Raw genomic sequence first — 15,962 nt, forward strand, 5'->3', positions numbered from 1 at the left:
GAGGAGGGGCTCGGGTGGCGGATGGTGATGAGCGGGTCGGGGCGTTCTGGCGGGGGTTGGGGCTGCCGGGGCTGATCGATGTGCATACGCACTTCATGCCGGAGCGGGTGATGGCGAAGGTCTGGGCGTACTTCGATACGGCCGGGCCGCTGGTGGGCCGGGAATGGCCGATCGCGTACCGCTTCGAGGAGGCCGGGCGGCTGGCGGTGCTGCGCGGCTTCGGCGTACGGGCGTTCACCTCGATGATCTATCCGCACAAGCCGGGGATGGCCCGGTGGCTGAACGGCTGGGCGGCCGAATTCGCGGCCCGTACGCCGGACTGTCTGCGGACCGCGACCTTCTATCCGGAGGCCGGTGCCGAGGCGTATGTACGGCACGAACTGGCCGAGGGGGTACGGGTTTTCAAGGCGCATGTGCAGGTGGGGGCGTACGACCCGGCCGATGTGCGGCTCGATCCGGTGTGGGGGGCCGTCGCGGAGGCCGGTGTGCCGGTGGTCGTGCACTGCGGGTCGGGGCCCGCGCCCGGGGAGCACACCGGCCCTGAGCCGATCGCACGGGTGCTGGCCCGTCACCCTCGGCTGCGGCTGGTCATCGCCCACATGGGCACGCCGGAGTACGCCGAATTCCTGGACCTCGCGCAGCGCTATCCGGGTGTGCACCTTGATACGACGATGGCCTTCACGGACTTCGCCGAACGGGCCGCACCGTTTCCGAAGGAGGAGCGCGGCCGGCTCGCGGACCTCGGCGGCCGGGTGCTGTTCGGCAGCGACTTTCCGAATATCCCCTATGGGTACGCCCATGCGCTGGAGGCGCTGGAGCGGTTGGGCATGGGGGAGGAGTGGCTGCGCGGCGTCTGCTACGGGAATGCGGCGCGGCTGTTCGGGGTTGGCCGGTCCCGGGCGTGATTGTGCAGGTCAGGGCGATTGTCAGTGGTGGGTGCCATGCTTGGGGAGTGGTGATCGACCTGGACCGCGCGGGGGGCGGCCCAGGTTGTTCGGTAGGGAGGAGTTCTCAGGAGATTCACAGGAAGGGGCAAGGGAGTTCTCACGGGGGTGGGCCAGAGTCGGCGGTATGACCGTGACCTCTTCGTCCTCAGTGTCCATAGCGTCCAGCGGTGCGCCGGGCTCGGCCACGTCGTCGTCCAGGGGTGCGTCCGCGCAGCAGTCGGAGCGGTTGCGGCGGGCCGGAGTGGTGGCCGCGCGGAGCGAAGCGCGGCTGACGGTGGGCGATCTGGTGCTCGACGAGGACAGTCGGGAGGTGTGGCGGGGCGGTCAGGAGATTCATGTGACAGCCACCGAGTTCGCGCTGCTGCGTTATCTGATGCGCAATCCGCGGCGGGTGCTGAGCAAGACGCAGATCCTCGACCGGGTCTGGAGCTATGACTTCGGGGGCCAGGCGAACATCGTGGAGCTGTACATCTCGTATCTGCGGCGGAAGATCGACGCGGGGCGGGCACCGATGATTCACACCCGTCGGGGAGCGGGCTATCTGATCAAGCCGGCGGAGTAGGCGGGCGGGCCGGGGGAGTGCGGGCCCAGCCCCTGTGCAGGGCTGGGCCCGCGTGGCTCAGCTGCGGGGCTTGGGCAGTTCCAGGTTCATCCGATGGACGTCCTCCCGGTACAGGGTGCCGACCGAGGCGGGCGACAGGTCGACGGTCGAGGCGCGAACAGAGCTGATCCGCCCGGGGAAGTAGTCACCAGCGGTCCCGGCCCACTTTCCGCGGCCGATGACGAAGGCGCCCTTCGCCTCCCAGGGCTTCTGGGCCAGCTTGACCGGGGCGCCTTGGGGGCGGCCGTTGACGTACAGGCTGATGGTGTTCGTGGCGGCGCTGTAGACACCGGCCAGATGGGTCCACTCGGTGCCGGCGGGTGCCGTCGAGAGGACACCTGCGTTTCCTTGCGGGGAGGCGGAGTCCTCGCTCATCCGCTTGAACGCCCACTTCTTCGCCGTGGCGTCGTACTGGAGGTGGAAGCCGCTGGTCTGTTTGCCGTCCTGGCTGACGAGGGTCCGGTTCCAGGGCTGGTCGACGGAGTCCAGCTTCACCCACGCCGACACGGTGAAGTTATCGGAGGTGTTCACCACCGGCTTGTCCGCGGAGCAGGATCCGCTGGTGCCGTCAAAGCGGGCGGAGACGCCCCTGACGGTGTCATCCGTCCAGTCGGCACCGTTGGTGCACGTCAGAGTCAGATCGTGGGTCGTGCTGTTGGCGTTCCGCGCGGTCATCGGCTCGGTGGAGGGCTTGTCGAGGTCGGCCGGGTCCATGAGCCGGTCATGCAGCGGCCATTCGGCGGACACCGGAAGCGTCCAGACCTCCGCGGGCGTGTCGATGCACTGGTAGATCTCCAGGCGGGCCGACTCCGCTGTGGAGGCGTGGGAGATGTGCAGGCATTTACCGGAGTTGGGGTTGCGCAGTTTGCCGTCCTTCTGGGCGACCCACTGCTGCGCGCCGGAACCGTTGCACTCATAGAGTTGTACCGGTGTGCCGTCGGTGGTGCCCGAAGTCCGGACGTCCAGGCACTTGTCCGCCCCGAGCGCACTGCGCACCGTGCCGTCCGTCTTCACACTCCAGCGCTGCGCCGGATTGTTCTTGCAGTTGAGAGTCTGCAACGGGGTGCTGTTGGCGGTGGAGGCGCCGACGACGTCGATGCACTTGTCCCCCGCGTACGGGCTGCGGATGGTGCCGGTGGCTTCCACCAGAGGCCGCTTGGGCTGGTAGAGCCGCACATAGTCCACGTACATCTTCTGCGGGAAAGATGTCTCGGGGGGCGGGTCCTTGGGCCACCCGCCGCCGACGGCGAGGTTCAGAACCACATAGAACGGTCGGTCGAATACCCAACTGCCCTGTGGCACATCGGCTTTGCGCTGTTCGTGGATCAGCATGCCGTCCACGGAGAAGGTGACGCGATCCGGGAACCAGTCCATCGCGTAGACGTGGAATTCTTCGGAAAGCTGCTTGTTGGTCAGTTTCTGGAATTTGTTCTTGCTGCCGTTGCCCCAGTGGTGGCTGAAGCGAGCATCGCCGGACTGCGAGTCGACAAGCCTGTTGGGCCCGATCAGGCCGCTGCACACCAGGCATTCGGGCTTGGCGACGGACTCCAGGATGTCCATCTCGCCGCCGTTGGGCCACCCCTGGCTGGTGCCGAGTGCCCAGAAGGCCGGCAGCAGGCCTTTTCCGCCGGGCAGTTTGATACGCGATTCGATACGGCCGTACCGGGACTGGGCGAAGGGGGCGTTCTGCGTGGTGATGCGGGCGGAGGTGTAGTCGCAGTCGGCTTCTTTGCGCTGTGCCGGATCCGGATTGTCGGCCTGTGCCCGGCCAGGGTTGTCCTCGCGTACGTATGCGCACTTGAGGCCTTTGGACCCGCGCCGGGCGGTGATGACGAGGTTGTCACCGTCCGTCTGAGCGTTGTCCGCGTCCTTGGTGTAGTACTGCAGTTCCTTGTTGCCGGAGTTGTAATTTCCTGCGTTGCCGACCTCATAGGTCCACGCGTCGCCGGGCTGGTGCGGGGCACCGTTGAATTCGTCGGCCCAGGCGAGCTCCCACTGCTGGGAATCCGCCTGTCCGGGGAGCGCGGCAGCGGGGGACGCGGGAAGAGCGAGGAGGCCTGCGCAGAGCGATGCCGTAAGGGCGGCTCCTGATATGCCACGCAGGATTCTTCGACGGGTGCTTCTCATTCCGGCATTTTCCCTTATTCACACTTTGTGCCCGTATGGGGGGTGTCGACCTCAGTTCTCGGTGGCTGCCGCGATGGTTGGGGGCGACCCTCGCTCCTCCGGCCCCTCGCTCCTCCGGCCCCTCACTCCTCCGGCCCTCACCCCTCCGGAGAAAAGAGATGTACGGCGTATAACTCACGCTGTACGGTGTATGGCATCCGCTCGCACCGTACAGGGAGCCCGTATGACCGCCGTGGCCTCCGACGCCACTCCCACCCCCTCGTCCACCTCCACCCCCACATCCACCCCCACTCTCCAGCCGCCGGGCCGGCACGCCGCCCGTTGGCTGATCCTGGCCGTCATCTGCGTCGCGCAGCTGACCGTCGTCCTCGACAACACCGTCCTCAACGTCGCCATCCCCTCCCTCACCACTGAGCTGGGCGCGACCACCGCCGACGTCCAGTGGATGATCAACGCCTATTCGCTGGTCCAGTCCGGTCTGCTGCTCACCGCGGGCAACTCCGCCGACCGTTACGGCCGCAAGAAGATGCTCGCCGTCGGTCTGGTGCTCTTCGGGCTCGCCTCGCTCGGCGCCGCCCTCGCCCAGTCCCCCGGTCAGCTGATCGCCGCCCGCGCCGGTATGGGCGTCGGCGGTGCGCTGCTGGTCACCACCACCCTCGCCGTCGTCATGCAGATCTTCGACGACGCGGAGCGCCCCCGGGCCATCGCGATCTGGAGCTCGGTCAACTCGCTCGGCTTCGCCGCCGGACCGCTGATCGGCGGCGCGCTGCTGGACCACTTCTGGTGGGGTTCGCTGTTCCTGGTCAACATCCCCGTCGCCGTCATAGCGCTGGCGTCCGTCGTCACCCTCGTCCCGGAGTCCAAGAGCCGAGAGGGTGAGCGCCCGGACCTGCTGGGCGCCCTGCTCTCCATGATCGGTATGGGTGCGGTGGTCTTCGCGATCATCTCCGGACCGCACGCCGGCTGGTGGTCCGGACGGGTGGTGATCTCCGCCGCCGTCGGGATCGCGGCGCTCGCCCTCTTCGCGGGGTGGGAGCTGCATGTCCCGCACCCCATGCTGGACATGCACTTCTTCCGGAACCGCCGCTTCATCGGCGCGGTCTCCGGCGGCATCCTCGTCGCCTTCGGGATGGGCGGCTCGATGTTCCTGCTCACCCAGCACCTCCAGCTGGTGCTCGGTTACGGCCCGCTGGACGCCGGTCTGCGGATGGCGCCGCTCGCGGTGACGGTCATCCTGATCAATTTCACCGGCCTGAGCGCCCGCCTGATGCCCAAGCTGGGCACCCCGGGAATGATCGTCACGGGGATGTCGCTGCTCGCGGCCGGTCTCGCGGCCATAGCGCTGCTCGGCGGCCACAGCTACGGCGGCATGCTGTCCGGCCTGATCGTGATGGGCGTCGGCGTCGCGCTCGCCATGCCGACCATGGCCAACGCCATCATGTCCGCGATCCCGCCGGCCAAGGCGGGCGTGGGCGCCGGCGTCAACGGCACGCTGATGGAGTTCGGCCAGGGCCTCGGGGTCGCCGTCCTCGGTGCGGTCCTCAACTCCCGCTTCGTGGCCCTGCTTCCGCTGGTCGCCGCGGGCGCCGGGTCACTGCCCGCGGCGCTCGGCAGGACCCGTACGGACGCCGAACGGACGGCCGTACAGGATGCCTTCGCCTCCGGCATCGGCACCAGCCAGCTGGTCGGCGCGGCCGCGGTGTTCCTCGGCGGGCTGCTCGCCGCCGTACTGCTGCGCCGGGCCGAGCGCGCGGGCCAGGAACCAGCGGCCGCCGGAGCGCAATAGCATCGACGCTGTACGTGATCGCGACCGCCATCGAGAACATCCCGTACGGACCGGACAACCCGGAGCGGTCCGTACGGGCAGGAAGGGGCCCCATGGCAGCGACGGACGGGCGCGTCGGAAAGCGGCCGCACAGCGTCTGGCTGACCGAGCGGCCCCCACTGAAGCGGAAGGCGGACCAGCCGGCCGGACTCGACCTCGACAAGATTGTCGCGGCGACGGTCCGGCTGCTGGACGCCGAGGGCCTGGCGAAGTTCTCGATGCGCCGGCTCGCCGCGGAGCTGGGTGTCACCGCGATGTCCGTCTACTGGTACGTCGACACCAAGGACGACCTGCTGGAGCTCGCCCTGGACAGTGTCATGGCCGAGATCCGACTGCCGGACGAGCCCGGCACGGGCACTGGCACTAGCACTGGCACCGGCACTAGCCCCGGCCCCGGCACCGGCACCGGCACTGGCACCGGAACCGGCGGGGGCGCGAGCGGGGACTGGCGCGACCATCTGCGGGCCCTGGCCCACGAGTACCGGGCGCTGCTGACCGGCCACCCCTGGGTGGCGCGGCTGATGGGCACGTACATCAACATCGGCCCGCACTCCCTCGCCTTCTCCAACGCCAGTGTGCGGGTGATGAGGGAGAGCGGGCTGTCGCTGGAGCAGATCACCGGCGGGCTGTCCGCCGTCTTCCAGTTCGTCTACGGCTTCGCCACCGTCGAGGGCCTGTTCAACGCCCGCTGCGCGGAGGCCGGGATGCCGGTCGACGAGTACCACCAGCAGGTGATGTCCGCCGTCCGGGGCCGCCCGGAGTTCGCCGAAACGGTGGAGAACACCACGCAGGTCATGGAGGCCCGCGGCGGCCGGACCATCGCGGAGATGCGCGACCGGGACTTCACCTTCGCCCTCGACCTCCAGATCGCGGGCATCGAGGCGATGCAGTCCCACGCGGCGGGGCGCTAGCGGTGTGCTGGCGGCGCGCTAGTCGACAGGCCCGGGCCTGTCGTCCTCGGGGCGGTCGGCCCAGGCCACGCCTTGCCAGTCCACATGGTCCCCGTCCCGGTGCTCGGTACGCACGCAGGGGCGGGGATTGTTGCACTCTTCGGGACGGGTGGCCCCGCACAGCTGAGGCGGCGCCGGCATATCAGGCCGCCGCCGATCGCATGGTGAGCAGTACGTAGGGACGTACTCCGGTGACGGTGTCCGTGAAGGGTTCGTCGGCCGCCGCGTCCCGGGCGTACGGGCTCTTGTGCGTCGGCAGACCTGTACGACGGCGAGGCCGCGGTAGCGGACCGGAGGTCGTCGCGGGGGACGTGGCGCAGTGCCGCCCGGTCGCCGGGAACAGCCGCTCGGCCCAGCGGACCAGAACGCTCCGGACCCGGCCAGGTTGCGGAGGTCTCACGTGTCCTTACCTTCCGATGGCTGTGCCGTCTGGAATGTCGCGACAGGGACGTCGTCATGGCGGGGGTGACGCCGGAGCAGCACCCGGTGGTCGACGGCTCTTGAGTGGTCGCCGATGTGGAGGGCACGTTCCAACTCCACTTTGAGCCAGGCGCACTCGGCGCACTCGGGGGCGCCCTCTTCCTGCTCAGCCATCCGAACTCCTCACTGAATGTGGCCGATTGGTCACAAGGATGCAGTAAGGGTCGGTAGCGTGGCGGATATTCGGCGCCCGATCAGAGGGTTGAGTAGCTGGGCATATGCCTCGCTGGCTGACCTGCGGGAAAGCCGACTCGCTGTACATGATCAGCCATGTGGTCAGGGGGAGTGATGGGCGAACAAGGAGAGGTCACTGGCGGCGAGGTTTCGGACCCTCGACGACGCTTCGCCGAGGAGTGCCAGAGCGCGCGAGAGCTCTACCCGGAACGAAAGCTGAATCAGGACCAGCTGGCCCGCAAGCTCCGGACGTCGCGGTCCACGATCAGCCGTGTGGAGACGTGCCGTGGCCCGATTCCGCCGGACCTGCCGCCGCTCTTGGACCAGGTGTTCTCGACGGACGGGCTGTTCAAGCGGCTGTACGAGGAGATCGTGGCGCAGTCTTTCCCGGCGCAGTACCGACGCGGGGTGGCGTTGGAGCGCGAGGCAATAGTCGTACGACAGTGGTCCCCGACGGTCGTGCCCGGCCTCCTCCAAACCGCGGACTACGCCCGAACCCTGCTTCGGGGTGGGGCACCGCGAGCCAGTGAGGAGGAGATCAAAGCCTCGGTCGCCGCCCGGATGGCTCGGCAGGACATTTTGAAGGGGGAAGCCCCTCCCGATGTGCACCTCGTGCTCTGTGAGTCCGTAATCCGGCGACAGATCGGCAGCCGCGACATCATGCGTGGGCAACTCGCCGCGCTGTTGACCCAGGGCGCCAAAGCCACTGTCCGGATTCAGGTTCTGCCGTTGGATGCAGAGGCGCATCTGTTCGTTGATGACGGGGCCAGGTTCCTCACAGGGCCACATCATCTGACGGTTGTCTGCGTCGAGGGGTACCGCACGGTGGCGATTATTGACGACCCGGAGCATGTGCGGGAAGCACTGCGTGCCTACGATGGACTGACAGGGGAGGCGCTTTCACCCCGGGAGAGCGCGCGCCTGATCAGGGGACAGATGGAGGCACTGACGTGACCACAGGCTCTGCCGTCCGCGAGTGGGTGAAGTCCAGCTACAGCGGCGCCCAACATGGTAGCGACTGCCTCGAATGGGCTCCCAGCAGCGCCCCCGTCGGCGTCGTCCCCGTACGGGACTCCAAGAACCCCGGGCCGGAGATCCACTTCTCGACGGAGGCCTGGACGACCTTCGTCCGTCTGGTCCGGCGGTGATACGGCATTGGTCCGAGCAAGGGAGCCGGCTCGCGGGAGCGGCACCCCGGTGCGCTGGACACGGCCACCGAAGCATCCGGCGTCCCTGGGCTGGTGAAGAGGGCACTTCAGGTGCTGAGCCGCCACTCGACCTGGCGGGACTGGGCCTGGGCCCAGGTCTCCCTCGTGGCGAGCTGGTTCCTCGCGGTTGTCCCCCTCCTGCTGTTCGCGATGGGCCTCTTCGGCATCCTGATGCCGGTCCTGTGGGACCCGTGGGTCTCCACCTGGGACAACAGCTGGTACGGCTTCATACGGCTGGAGACCGCCCGCTCGGCGAACTGGGCGGCCGGACTCGGCGCAGTGTGGCTCCTGCTGGGCCTGTGGATCGGACCGTACGCACTGCGCGGCCAGGCCAAGCTGGCGCGAGCGGTACTGGGCCGCTGATGCCCGAGGGACCCCGCGGCGCTTTCCAGGGGTCCCCTCGTAATCGGGCCCGCTGTCGCTCAGCCCATCGGCAAGGCGTCGCCCTGCACCGCCTGTACGTCCAGTTCGACCTTCAGGGTGGTGCCGATGGCGGCGATGCCGGCGGCTACGACCTGGTTGTAGTTCATTTTGAAGTCCTCGCGGTGCAGTTCGGTCGTGGCGCGGAAGGCGGCGCGGGTGCCGCCCCACGGGTCCGGGCCGGTGCCGAGGTAGCTCAGGTCGAGGTCCACCGGGCGGCTGACGCCGCGCAGGGACAGTTCGCCGTGCACCGTCCAGCGGTCCGGGCCGGCCGGTGACAGGCCCGTGCTGCGGTAGGTGATGTGCGGGTACGCCTCGATGTCGAGGAAGTCCTCGTTGCGGAGGTGCCCGTCCCGCATGCCGTTGCCGGTGTCGATCGAGGCGGCGGCGATGACCGCCTCGACCCGGGACTGGGCCAGGTCCTCGGCGATGTCGATCCGGCCGCTGAACTCGGCGAATCGGCCGCGCACGCTGGAGATCCCCAGGTGCTGGGCGACGGCGGCCACGGTCGAGTGCATGGGGTCGATGGTCCATGGACCCGGCGGTGGCAGTTCGGCTCCGCCCTGGCGGGCCAGTACGACGGTGCCCACGTCCATCCGGCCGCTCGCCGTCACGATCGCGCTGGACGCGGCCGGCGCATAGCCCACGGCCGTCACGATGACCGTGTACGGGCCGGCGGGCAGCGGCTGCGTGGTGCGGAGGGCGCCGTCCTCGTCCGCCGTCGCGCGCAGCACCTGCGTGCCCGTCATGTCGGTGACGGTCAGTACGGCGTGCTGGACGGCCCAGCCGTCCCGCGTGCGGACCTGCGCCCTGACGCCCGCAGTTCCCGCTCCCGCGCCCGTCGAATCCACTGCTGCTCCTGTGTGTCGCTTGCCTCGTGTGTGTCGGGCTCCGGGCGGCGGCGGGCAGGCCGTCCCCTGCCTGTGCGCCGCGCCGCCGCCGGAGCCCTGGTGCCGGGCCGGGGCGCGTCTCCGCTCGACGCGCGCCCCGGCCCGGGGCTGTGGTGCTCCCGGAGAGGGAGCCGTCCGGGTCAGTCCCCGGGGTGGGCGAGGTCGATGTCGTGGGCGTCGACCCCGCTTGCGTCGACCGCCAGGCCGGTGGCGACCGGCGGGTAGCCGCTCGCGATGACCGTGTAGTCGCCCGCGTCCAGGTCGGTGAAGGCGTACGCACCGTCCTCGCCGGTCGTGGACGTCGCCACGACATTGCCCGCCGCGTCCACCAGCGTCACCCGCGCATCGGCCAGCGGCTGCGGGCTCCCGTCGCGGCCGCCCGCCCGTACCGTGCCCTGCACCCGCGCGCCGGACAGCAGCTCGACCTCGATATGGGTCGTGCCCTGGCCGCCGACCTCGATCGGCAGCGCCGCCGGGCGGTGGTGGGCGGCGTTCACCGCGAGGGTGAAGGTGCCGGGCGCCAGCTCGTCGAAGGCGAAGTAGCCCTCGGCGCTGGTCTTCCCGGTGGCCAGCACCTCCCCGCGTACGTCGGTGACCACGACCATCGCCCCGTCGACCGGCTCGCCGGCCGCCGCGCTGCGGACCTGGCCGGCGAGGCCGCTGGTGCCGCTGAGCAGGATGTCGTAGCTGTGCGGCTGGTCGCCGACGACGACCGTGGCGGCCTGCGGCTGGTGCCCGTCGGCCGCGGCGATCAGGACGTACGAGCCGGCGCCGGGGGCGGTGAGCGCGTACGAGCCGTTGGCCTGGGCGACCACGCGGGCCAGCTGACGTCCGCTGAGCGAGATCAGCGTCACCGCGGAGCGCGGGACGGGGTTGCCGTCCGCGTTACGGACGAAGCCGTGGACGGACGGGCCGGAGGGGTCGGGCGGGGTGCCGTTTCCGGTGTCGGCCGAGGCGTACGCCTGGAGCGACTGCGACGGCAGTCGTGCCGGCTGCGCCCAGGACGGCGGGGTCTTCGTGCCCTTCGTGCCCTCGTCGCCGTACGGCTCCGGATCCGAGTGGTCCGAGACGGCCGTAGCTCCCACCAGGGCGGGCTCCCGCTCGCCATAGGCCTCATGAGCGGCGGGAGCGCCGGGACCCGCGTTCTCCGCATTGCCCTGCACACTGCCCTGGGCAGCACCCTGTTCGCTGCTCTGGGCCAGGCCGCCGCGCGTCTTCAGCGCCACCTCCTTGATGAACAGGGTGAGGAGGAAGGCGAGCAGCGCGCAGGGCGCCGCGTACAGGAACACATCGCCGACGCCGTGCCCGTAGGCGCTCTCCATGACGGTGCGCAGCGGCGCCGGGAGGGCGTCCAGGTCCGGGATGCCGCCGCCGCTGGTGCCCCCGCCGTGCGCGGCGGCCTGAGCGGCCCGGGGGCCGAGTTCGGCCAGCCCGTCCTTGACGTAGTGGGTGACGCGGTTGGCGAGCACCGCACCGAGCGCCGAGACGCCCACCGCACCACCGAGGGAGCGGAAGAAGGTGACGACGGAGGAGGCCGAACCGAGGTCTTCCGGGGCCACCTGGTTCTGGGTGGCCAGGACCAGGTTCTGCATCATCATGCCGATGCCGAGGCCCATCAGCGCCATGAAGATCGCGATGTGCCAGTACTCGGTGTCGTAACGGATGGTGCCCAGCAGGCCCAGGCCGGCGGTCAGCAGCGCGCCGCCGGAGACCAGCCACGCCTTCCAGCGTCCGGTCTTGGTGATGATCTGGCCCGAGACGGTGGAGGAGACGAACAGCCCGCCGATCATCGGGATGGTCATGATCCCGGACATCGTCGGCGACTTGTCGCGCGCCAGCTGGAAGTACTGGCTGAAGAACACGGTGCCGGTGAACATCGCGATACCGACGAACAGCGAGGCGGCCGAGGCGAGGGTGATCGTCGGGTTGCGGAACAGCCGCAGCGGGATGATCGGCTCCTTGGCCTTGGCCTCGACGAGGACGAAGACCGCGCCGAGCAGCACCGCGCCGCCGACCATCGCGAGGGTCTGCCAGGACAGCCAGTCGTACTTGTCGCCGGCCAGCGTCACCCACACCAGCAGCAGCGAGACCGCCGCGGTGATGAAGAACGCGCCCGCCCAGTCGACCCTGACGCCCTCGCGCCTGACGACGGGCAGCTTCAGGGTCTTCTGCAGCACGATCAGCGCGATGACCGCGAAGGGCACGCCGACGTAGAAGCACCAGCGCCAGCCGAGCCAGCTGGTGTCGGTGATCACGCCGCCGAGCAGCGGGCCGCCGACCGTGGCGACGGCGAACACCGCGCCGAGGTAGCCGCTGTACCGGCCGCGCTCGCGCGGCGAGATCATCGCGGCCATGACGATCTGGGCCAGGGCGGACAGCCCGCCCACGCCTATGCCCTGCACCACGCGGCAGGCGATCAGCATGCCGGTGTTCTGCGACAGCCCGGCGACCACCGAGCCGGCGACGTAAATGATCAGTGCGACCTGCACCAGCAGCTTCTTGCTGAACAGGTCGGAGAGCTTGCCCCACAGCGGTGTGGAAGCCGTCATCGCCAGCAGCGACGCCGTGACCACCCACGTGTACGCGCTCTGCCCGCCCTCCAGGTCATGGATGATCTCCGGCAGCGCGTTCGACACGATCGTCGACGAGAGAATGGCGACGAACATGCCGAGCAGCAGCCCGGACAGCGCCTCCATGATATGACGGTGCGTCATGGGCGCCCCGTTGGAGGGGCCGTGGCCGCCTCCATGCTTGGCGTGGCCGCCCCGCACACCGGCTGGTGTGGTCGTAGCCATGTCGTTCCTTTTCGTTCCTCGGGTGTACGGGTCTGTGCGGCCTTACGGGTCAGTCCGTCTTCACGGGGTCAGTCCGTCGGAGCAAGGGTGGTTCGGCTGTCGTGCGTCGCCCGGGGGTCGGGGACGTGGTGGTGTGCTCCCCGGGGCCGGCAGTCGCCAAAGCTCGTACGGAGCCGTGCCAGCAGCGCGTTGAGGCACCCGATGTCGTCATCGGTCCAGTCGCTCAAGTACCGTGCCAGCGCGGCCGTATAGCGCTCGGCGAGCTCGCCGAGGAGCTCCCGGCCGCTCGGGGTCAGCCGCAGCAGCCGCGACCGCCGGTCCTCGGGATCGGCCTTCCGCTCGACCCACCCGCGCTCACACACATGCGCGACGTGCCGGCTGGTCACGGACGTGTCGATCGCCAGCAGCTCGGCCAGCTGACTCATCCGCATCTCGCCGTGCCGGTCGAGGAGCGTCAGCACACCGGCCGAGGCGGGCGGGCAGTCCTGCGGCAGGATCCGCCCCATCTCGCGCTTGACGGCTCCGATGGCGCTGAGTTGCCGTGCCAGCTCCTCGTACTGACTGTGGGCGGCCACGGGCTCCTCCAGGCATCCCTGCACGCGTACATCCCTGCGCGCAGGCATGCACACTCTTGCTCTCTTCGTTGCTTGAAGCAACCATAAGCAAGGTTGGTTGCTGAAGGCAAACGATTCGGTGTCCTGTGCAGGTAAAAATCCGACAAAGTGCCCAGGGCTTCCGCTGGGCCGCACGGCCCGTTCTCCCAAGGGCCCCAGGGGTGCCCCCGGCCCCCTGGTTCGCTAGGGTCCTCCCCCATGGCGACCAACCCGCAGAACCAGGCCGAGGGCAACTACGACCCGGCGGGCAGCACGCAGATGTTCCGCGCCTTCGTCGACGAGGGCAGCACCCCCCAGGCCGCCGGCGGCCGCCGCGCCCCGGCCCCTCAGCAGTCGGCCGGCCCGCGCGTGGGCATCATCCTGGGCGTCATCGTGGCCATCCTGGCCGTTGCGGGCGCGGTGTGGCTGGCGCTTTCCTGATCAGCCTGGAACAGGGCGTAGGCCGTGGGATGTAGGTGCGGCTGGTCCTCTCCGCCGATGCCACGGGCCGATCAACCTTCCTAGGCTCGGAACAGCCGGGGCGACCAACCCGAGGCCCGACCCCGAGCCCGAGCCCAGGAGGAGATCCAGTGATCGCAGTGACCGGTGCCACCGGCAATGTCGGCCGCGCCCTTGTCGGGCGTCTCGCCGCCGCGGGCCGGCCCGTGCGGGCGGTGAGCCGTAACCCGGAGGGCGCCGCGCTGCCCCCGGGGGTGGAGGTGGCGCGTCCCGAATCGGCCGGGCTCTTCGACGGGGCGTCGAAGCTCTTCCTCCACGTGCAGGCGGCCGAGGGCCGTATCGGCGCCGTCCTCGACGCGGCCCGCGCCGCCGGCGTACGGCACGTCGTCCTGCTCTCCTCGGGAATCATCCAGGAAGGCGCCGACGAGACCCACCCCATCCATGTGACGCATGCGCGGGCCGAGCAGCTGGTCCGGGACAGCGGTCTGGAGTGGACCTTCCTGCGCCCCAACGCGTTCTCCGTCAACGCCCTCCAGTGGGCCGGGCAGATCCGCGCGGGCGACACCGTGCGCGGCCCCTTCGCGGACGCCGTCAGCGCGCCGATCCACGAGGATGACATCGCCGCCGTGGCCGAGCGCGCCCTCCTCGACGACGGACACATCGGTGCGGCGCACCGGCTCACCGGGCCCGAGGCGGTGACCCACGCGGGGCAGATCGCGGCCATCGGGCGGGCGCTCGGCCGGGATCTGACCTACGTGGAGGTGCAGGGGGAAGAGGCGGAGGCCGCTTTCCTCCCGCATGTGCCGAAGGAGGCCGTGCGGGCCTTGCTGAAGTCCTTCGCGGCGATGGTCGGTACCGAACCCGAGATCACGTCCACGGTCGAGGAGATCACGGGGCGCCCGGCGCGTACGTTCGCCGCGTGGGCCGAGGACCACCGGGCGGATTTCGCGGCCTGAGCCGAGCCGGCCGGCCGCTGAGCCGCGAGCCGACCGGCCGCTGAGCCGCGAGCCGCTGGGCGGCCGGCCGTTCAGCGGGCAGTGGGTGCGGAGAGGGGGACGGGGGCGGTGACGGGGGCGTCCTGGGCCTGGGCGCGGCGGTAGAAGTCGAACTGGGTCACCCCGTTGTAGCCGTAGCTCTCGGGGTGCAGTTCGTGGAGTGCGACGCCGGAACGGGGGAGGGGGCCGAGGACGTTCGACAGCAGTTCACCGGCGGCGGCGATGAAGTCGGCCTTCTCCGTGGCGCTGTTGGTCCCCGCGGTGATGCCGGCCTCCACGTGCGCGTCGCGTGCGCCGGTCAGGGGCTCACCGCCGATGAAGTAGCGGCCCGGCGGGACGAGGTCGAGGTGGACGATGGTGCGCGCGCTGGACTTGCGGAGGACCGAGACCGCCAGCCGGGTCAGGCCATCGGCGAGGGCGCGCTGGGCGTCGGCCGGCAGGTCGGGGTCGGTGATGGTGACGCGGAAGTACGGCATGTCTCTCCTCTGTCCTCTGTTCCTGTGCCGGAGCCGGCGGTACGGAGGACCGGGCCGGCGGGCGGGTAGGAAGCAAGCGTCGCCGGGCTGCCACTATAGATCCAACGCATAGCTGTCATACGTATATGAGGCGGCCTCATGACCGTGAACCTTCCCCAGCTGAGGGCCTTTCTCGCCGTGGTTGACGCGGGCGGCTTCAGCGCGGCCGCCGTGGAGCTGGGTATGAGCCAGTCCGCGGTGTCGCACGCCGTCGCCTCCCTGGAACGGGAGTTGGCCGCCCCGCTGCTGGTCCGTGCCAACCCGGCCCGGGCCACGGCACTCGGGCAGCAGGTCCTGCCGCACGCCCGCACCGCGCTCGCGGGGGCCCGGGCCGTGGAGCAGATCGCGGCCGAAGCCACCGAGACCCTGACCGGCACTGTGCGGTTGGCCGCCACGCCAACGGTCTGCCAGGGCCTGATCCCGGTTCTGCTCCGGCACTGGCGCGAGGACCAGCCGCGCATCACGTTGCGGGTCTTCGAGGGCGACAGCGCGGAGGTGTCGTCCTGGCTGGACGACGGGACCGCCGACGCCGCGGTTCTCATCGACCCTCCGCCCGGCCCCGGCATCCAGCTCGCCCTGGACCACTACCGGGCCTTGCTGCCGCGGGACCACCCGCTGGCGGATGAGCCGTCCGTCGACATCCGTGACCTGGAGGACGACCAGTTCCTGATCTCGCCCAACGGCTGTGAAGCCCGCATCCGCGCGATCCACGATCTGGCCGGGCTGCGCTTCACACCGACTCACCGGGTACGGGATCTGGCGACCCTGATCAGCATGGTGCAGGCCGGTCTCGGTGTGACCATCCTGTCCGAGGTCTCGTGCTCCCTGATCCCCGACGATCTGGTGCTGGTGCCGCTGGAGCCCCGGACCTCGCGTCGCCTCGTCCTCACCGGGCCGCCGGCCCGCCCCTGGCATCCCGCGATCCGCACCTTGGCCGAGTCGGCCGTCGGCCGGCTGGCCCGGATGCCGTAAGCGCCGACGAA

General features: G+C 70.0%; 16 protein-coding genes and 1 pseudogene. 10 read left to right on the plus strand and 7 right to left on the minus strand.

Going from position 1 to position 15,962, the window contains the following annotated elements; translation table 11 throughout:
* The first annotated feature begins 14 nt into the window (after positions 1-14).
* Both AZE13_RS10750 and AZE13_RS10755 read left to right on the plus strand, forming a co-directional pair.
* A complete protein-coding gene (locus AZE13_RS10750; protein WP_066929406.1) occupies positions 15-905 on the plus strand; it encodes an amidohydrolase family protein in 891 nt (296 codons plus the stop codon).
* 268 nt (positions 906-1,173) lie between these two features.
* Positions 1,174-1,509, plus strand: a pseudogene (locus AZE13_RS10755) (winged helix-turn-helix domain-containing protein); the annotation flags it as partial.
* A gap of 57 nt (positions 1,510-1,566) precedes the next feature.
* On the opposite strand, the gene AZE13_RS10760 reads toward AZE13_RS10755, so the two are convergent.
* Positions 1,567-3,675 (minus strand): LamG-like jellyroll fold domain-containing protein, encoded by a 2,109-nt coding sequence (locus tag AZE13_RS10760; protein WP_066929408.1) that lies wholly within the window; start codon positions 3,673-3,675, stop codon positions 1,567-1,569.
* A gap of 223 nt (positions 3,676-3,898) precedes the next feature.
* On the opposite strand from AZE13_RS10760, the gene AZE13_RS10765 reads away from it, so the two are divergent.
* Both AZE13_RS10765 and AZE13_RS10770 read left to right on the plus strand, forming a co-directional pair.
* Positions 3,899-5,461 (plus strand): MFS transporter, encoded by a 1,563-nt coding sequence (locus AZE13_RS10765; protein ID WP_258527705.1) that lies wholly within the window; start codon positions 3,899-3,901, stop codon positions 5,459-5,461.
* 92 nt (positions 5,462-5,553) lie between these two features.
* Positions 5,554-6,411 carry a TetR/AcrR family transcriptional regulator gene (locus tag AZE13_RS10770; RefSeq protein WP_066929410.1) on the plus strand — a complete coding sequence of 286 codons (858 nt, stop codon included), beginning with the start codon at positions 5,554-5,556 and terminating at the stop codon, positions 6,409-6,411.
* A 181-nt stretch (positions 6,412-6,592) separates the two neighbouring features.
* On the opposite strand, the gene AZE13_RS36290 is transcribed toward AZE13_RS10770, so the two are convergent.
* Positions 6,593-6,850: a hypothetical protein gene (locus AZE13_RS36290; protein WP_147264639.1), complete on the minus strand. Its 258-nt coding sequence runs from the start codon at positions 6,848-6,850 to the stop codon at positions 6,593-6,595.
* Positions 6,847-7,044 (minus strand): hypothetical protein, encoded by a 198-nt coding sequence (locus tag AZE13_RS10775; RefSeq protein ID WP_066929412.1) that lies wholly within the window; start codon positions 7,042-7,044, stop codon positions 6,847-6,849. The genes AZE13_RS36290 and AZE13_RS10775 overlap by 4 nt, the downstream gene beginning before the upstream one ends.
* 174 nt (positions 7,045-7,218) lie before the next feature.
* Here AZE13_RS10775 and AZE13_RS10780 point away from each other — a divergent pair, with 174 nt between their 5' ends.
* From AZE13_RS10780 to AZE13_RS10790, 3 genes are read left to right on the plus strand one after another with little or no spacing between them, the layout of a single operon-like run.
* Positions 7,219-8,058 (plus strand): Scr1 family TA system antitoxin-like transcriptional regulator, encoded by an 840-nt coding sequence (locus AZE13_RS10780; protein ID WP_066929414.1) that lies wholly within the window; start codon positions 7,219-7,221, stop codon positions 8,056-8,058.
* The gene (locus tag AZE13_RS10785) at positions 8,055-8,252 is read left to right on the plus strand and encodes a DUF397 domain-containing protein (RefSeq protein ID WP_066929416.1); all 198 of its coding nucleotides are present in this window, start codon (positions 8,055-8,057) and stop codon (positions 8,250-8,252) included. Before AZE13_RS10780 ends, AZE13_RS10785 begins: the two co-directional genes overlap by 4 nt.
* Positions 8,253-8,306: 54 nt before the next feature.
* Entirely contained in the window at positions 8,307-8,675 is a 369-nt protein-coding gene (locus AZE13_RS10790; protein WP_258527730.1) for a sensor domain-containing protein, read from the plus strand.
* Between the two features lie 59 nt (positions 8,676-8,734).
* Here AZE13_RS10790 and AZE13_RS10795 read toward each other — a convergent pair whose 3' ends face one another.
* The 3 genes from AZE13_RS10795 to AZE13_RS10805 form a co-directional block, all read right to left on the minus strand.
* Positions 8,735-9,583, minus strand: a complete 849-nt coding sequence (locus AZE13_RS10795) for a YceI family protein (RefSeq protein WP_066929420.1) — start codon at positions 9,581-9,583, stop codon at positions 8,735-8,737.
* 179 nt (positions 9,584-9,762) lie between these two features.
* Positions 9,763-12,417, minus strand: coding sequence for an MFS transporter (locus AZE13_RS10800; RefSeq protein WP_066929422.1), 2,655 nt, complete (start codon positions 12,415-12,417; stop codon positions 9,763-9,765).
* A gap of 68 nt (positions 12,418-12,485) precedes the next feature.
* A complete protein-coding gene (locus tag AZE13_RS10805; RefSeq protein ID WP_066929424.1) occupies positions 12,486-12,992 on the minus strand; it encodes a MarR family winged helix-turn-helix transcriptional regulator in 507 nt (168 codons plus the stop codon).
* 237 nt (positions 12,993-13,229) lie between these two features.
* Between AZE13_RS10805 and AZE13_RS10810 the strand changes: the two genes are divergently transcribed.
* Together AZE13_RS10810 and AZE13_RS10815 are read left to right on the plus strand one after the other, a co-directional pair.
* The gene (locus AZE13_RS10810) at positions 13,230-13,451 is read left to right on the plus strand and encodes a hypothetical protein (protein WP_066929426.1); all 222 of its coding nucleotides are present in this window, start codon (positions 13,230-13,232) and stop codon (positions 13,449-13,451) included.
* 149 nt (positions 13,452-13,600) lie between these two features.
* On the plus strand, positions 13,601-14,425 hold the full coding sequence (locus AZE13_RS10815; RefSeq protein ID WP_066929428.1) for an NAD(P)H-binding protein: 825 nt from the start codon (positions 13,601-13,603) through the stop codon (positions 14,423-14,425).
* Positions 14,426-14,496: 71 nt separating this feature from the next.
* Here AZE13_RS10815 and AZE13_RS10820 read toward each other — a convergent pair whose 3' ends face one another.
* Entirely contained in the window at positions 14,497-14,940 is a 444-nt protein-coding gene (locus AZE13_RS10820) for a tautomerase family protein (RefSeq protein WP_066929430.1), read from the minus strand.
* 138 nt (positions 14,941-15,078) lie between these two features.
* Here AZE13_RS10820 and AZE13_RS10825 point away from each other — a divergent pair, with 138 nt between their 5' ends.
* The gene (locus AZE13_RS10825) at positions 15,079-15,951 is read left to right on the plus strand and encodes a LysR family transcriptional regulator (protein ID WP_066929432.1); all 873 of its coding nucleotides are present in this window, start codon (positions 15,079-15,081) and stop codon (positions 15,949-15,951) included.
* The last annotated feature ends 11 nt before the right edge of the window (positions 15,952-15,962 follow it).

Source organism: Streptomyces sp. NBRC 110611, assembly GCF_001590865.1.
Classification (GTDB): Bacteria; Actinomycetota; Actinomycetes; order Streptomycetales; family Streptomycetaceae; genus Streptomyces.

Excerpts from the sequence above, each read along its gene's own strand:
- AZE13_RS10760 (WP_066929408.1), bottom strand. The coding sequence starts at position 3,675 with ATGAGAAGCACCCGTCGAAGAATCCTGCGTGGCATATCAGGAGCCGCC.
- AZE13_RS10765 (WP_258527705.1), top strand. The coding sequence starts at position 3,899 with ATGACCGCCGTGGCCTCCGACGCCACTCCCACCCCCTCGTCCACCTCC.
- AZE13_RS10770 (WP_066929410.1), top strand. The coding sequence starts at position 5,554 with ATGGCAGCGACGGACGGGCGCGTCGGAAAGCGGCCGCACAGCGTCTGG.
- AZE13_RS10775 (WP_066929412.1), bottom strand. The coding sequence starts at position 7,044 with ATGGCTGAGCAGGAAGAGGGCGCCCCCGAGTGCGCCGAGTGCGCCTGG.
- AZE13_RS10780 (WP_066929414.1), top strand. The coding sequence starts at position 7,219 with ATGGGCGAACAAGGAGAGGTCACTGGCGGCGAGGTTTCGGACCCTCGA.
- AZE13_RS10800 (WP_066929422.1), bottom strand. The coding sequence starts at position 12,417 with ATGGCTACGACCACACCAGCCGGTGTGCGGGGCGGCCACGCCAAGCAT.
- AZE13_RS10810 (WP_066929426.1), top strand. The coding sequence starts at position 13,230 with ATGGCGACCAACCCGCAGAACCAGGCCGAGGGCAACTACGACCCGGCG.
- AZE13_RS10820 (WP_066929430.1), bottom strand. The coding sequence starts at position 14,940 with ATGCCGTACTTCCGCGTCACCATCACCGACCCCGACCTGCCGGCCGAC.
- AZE13_RS10825 (WP_066929432.1), top strand. The coding sequence starts at position 15,079 with ATGACCGTGAACCTTCCCCAGCTGAGGGCCTTTCTCGCCGTGGTTGAC.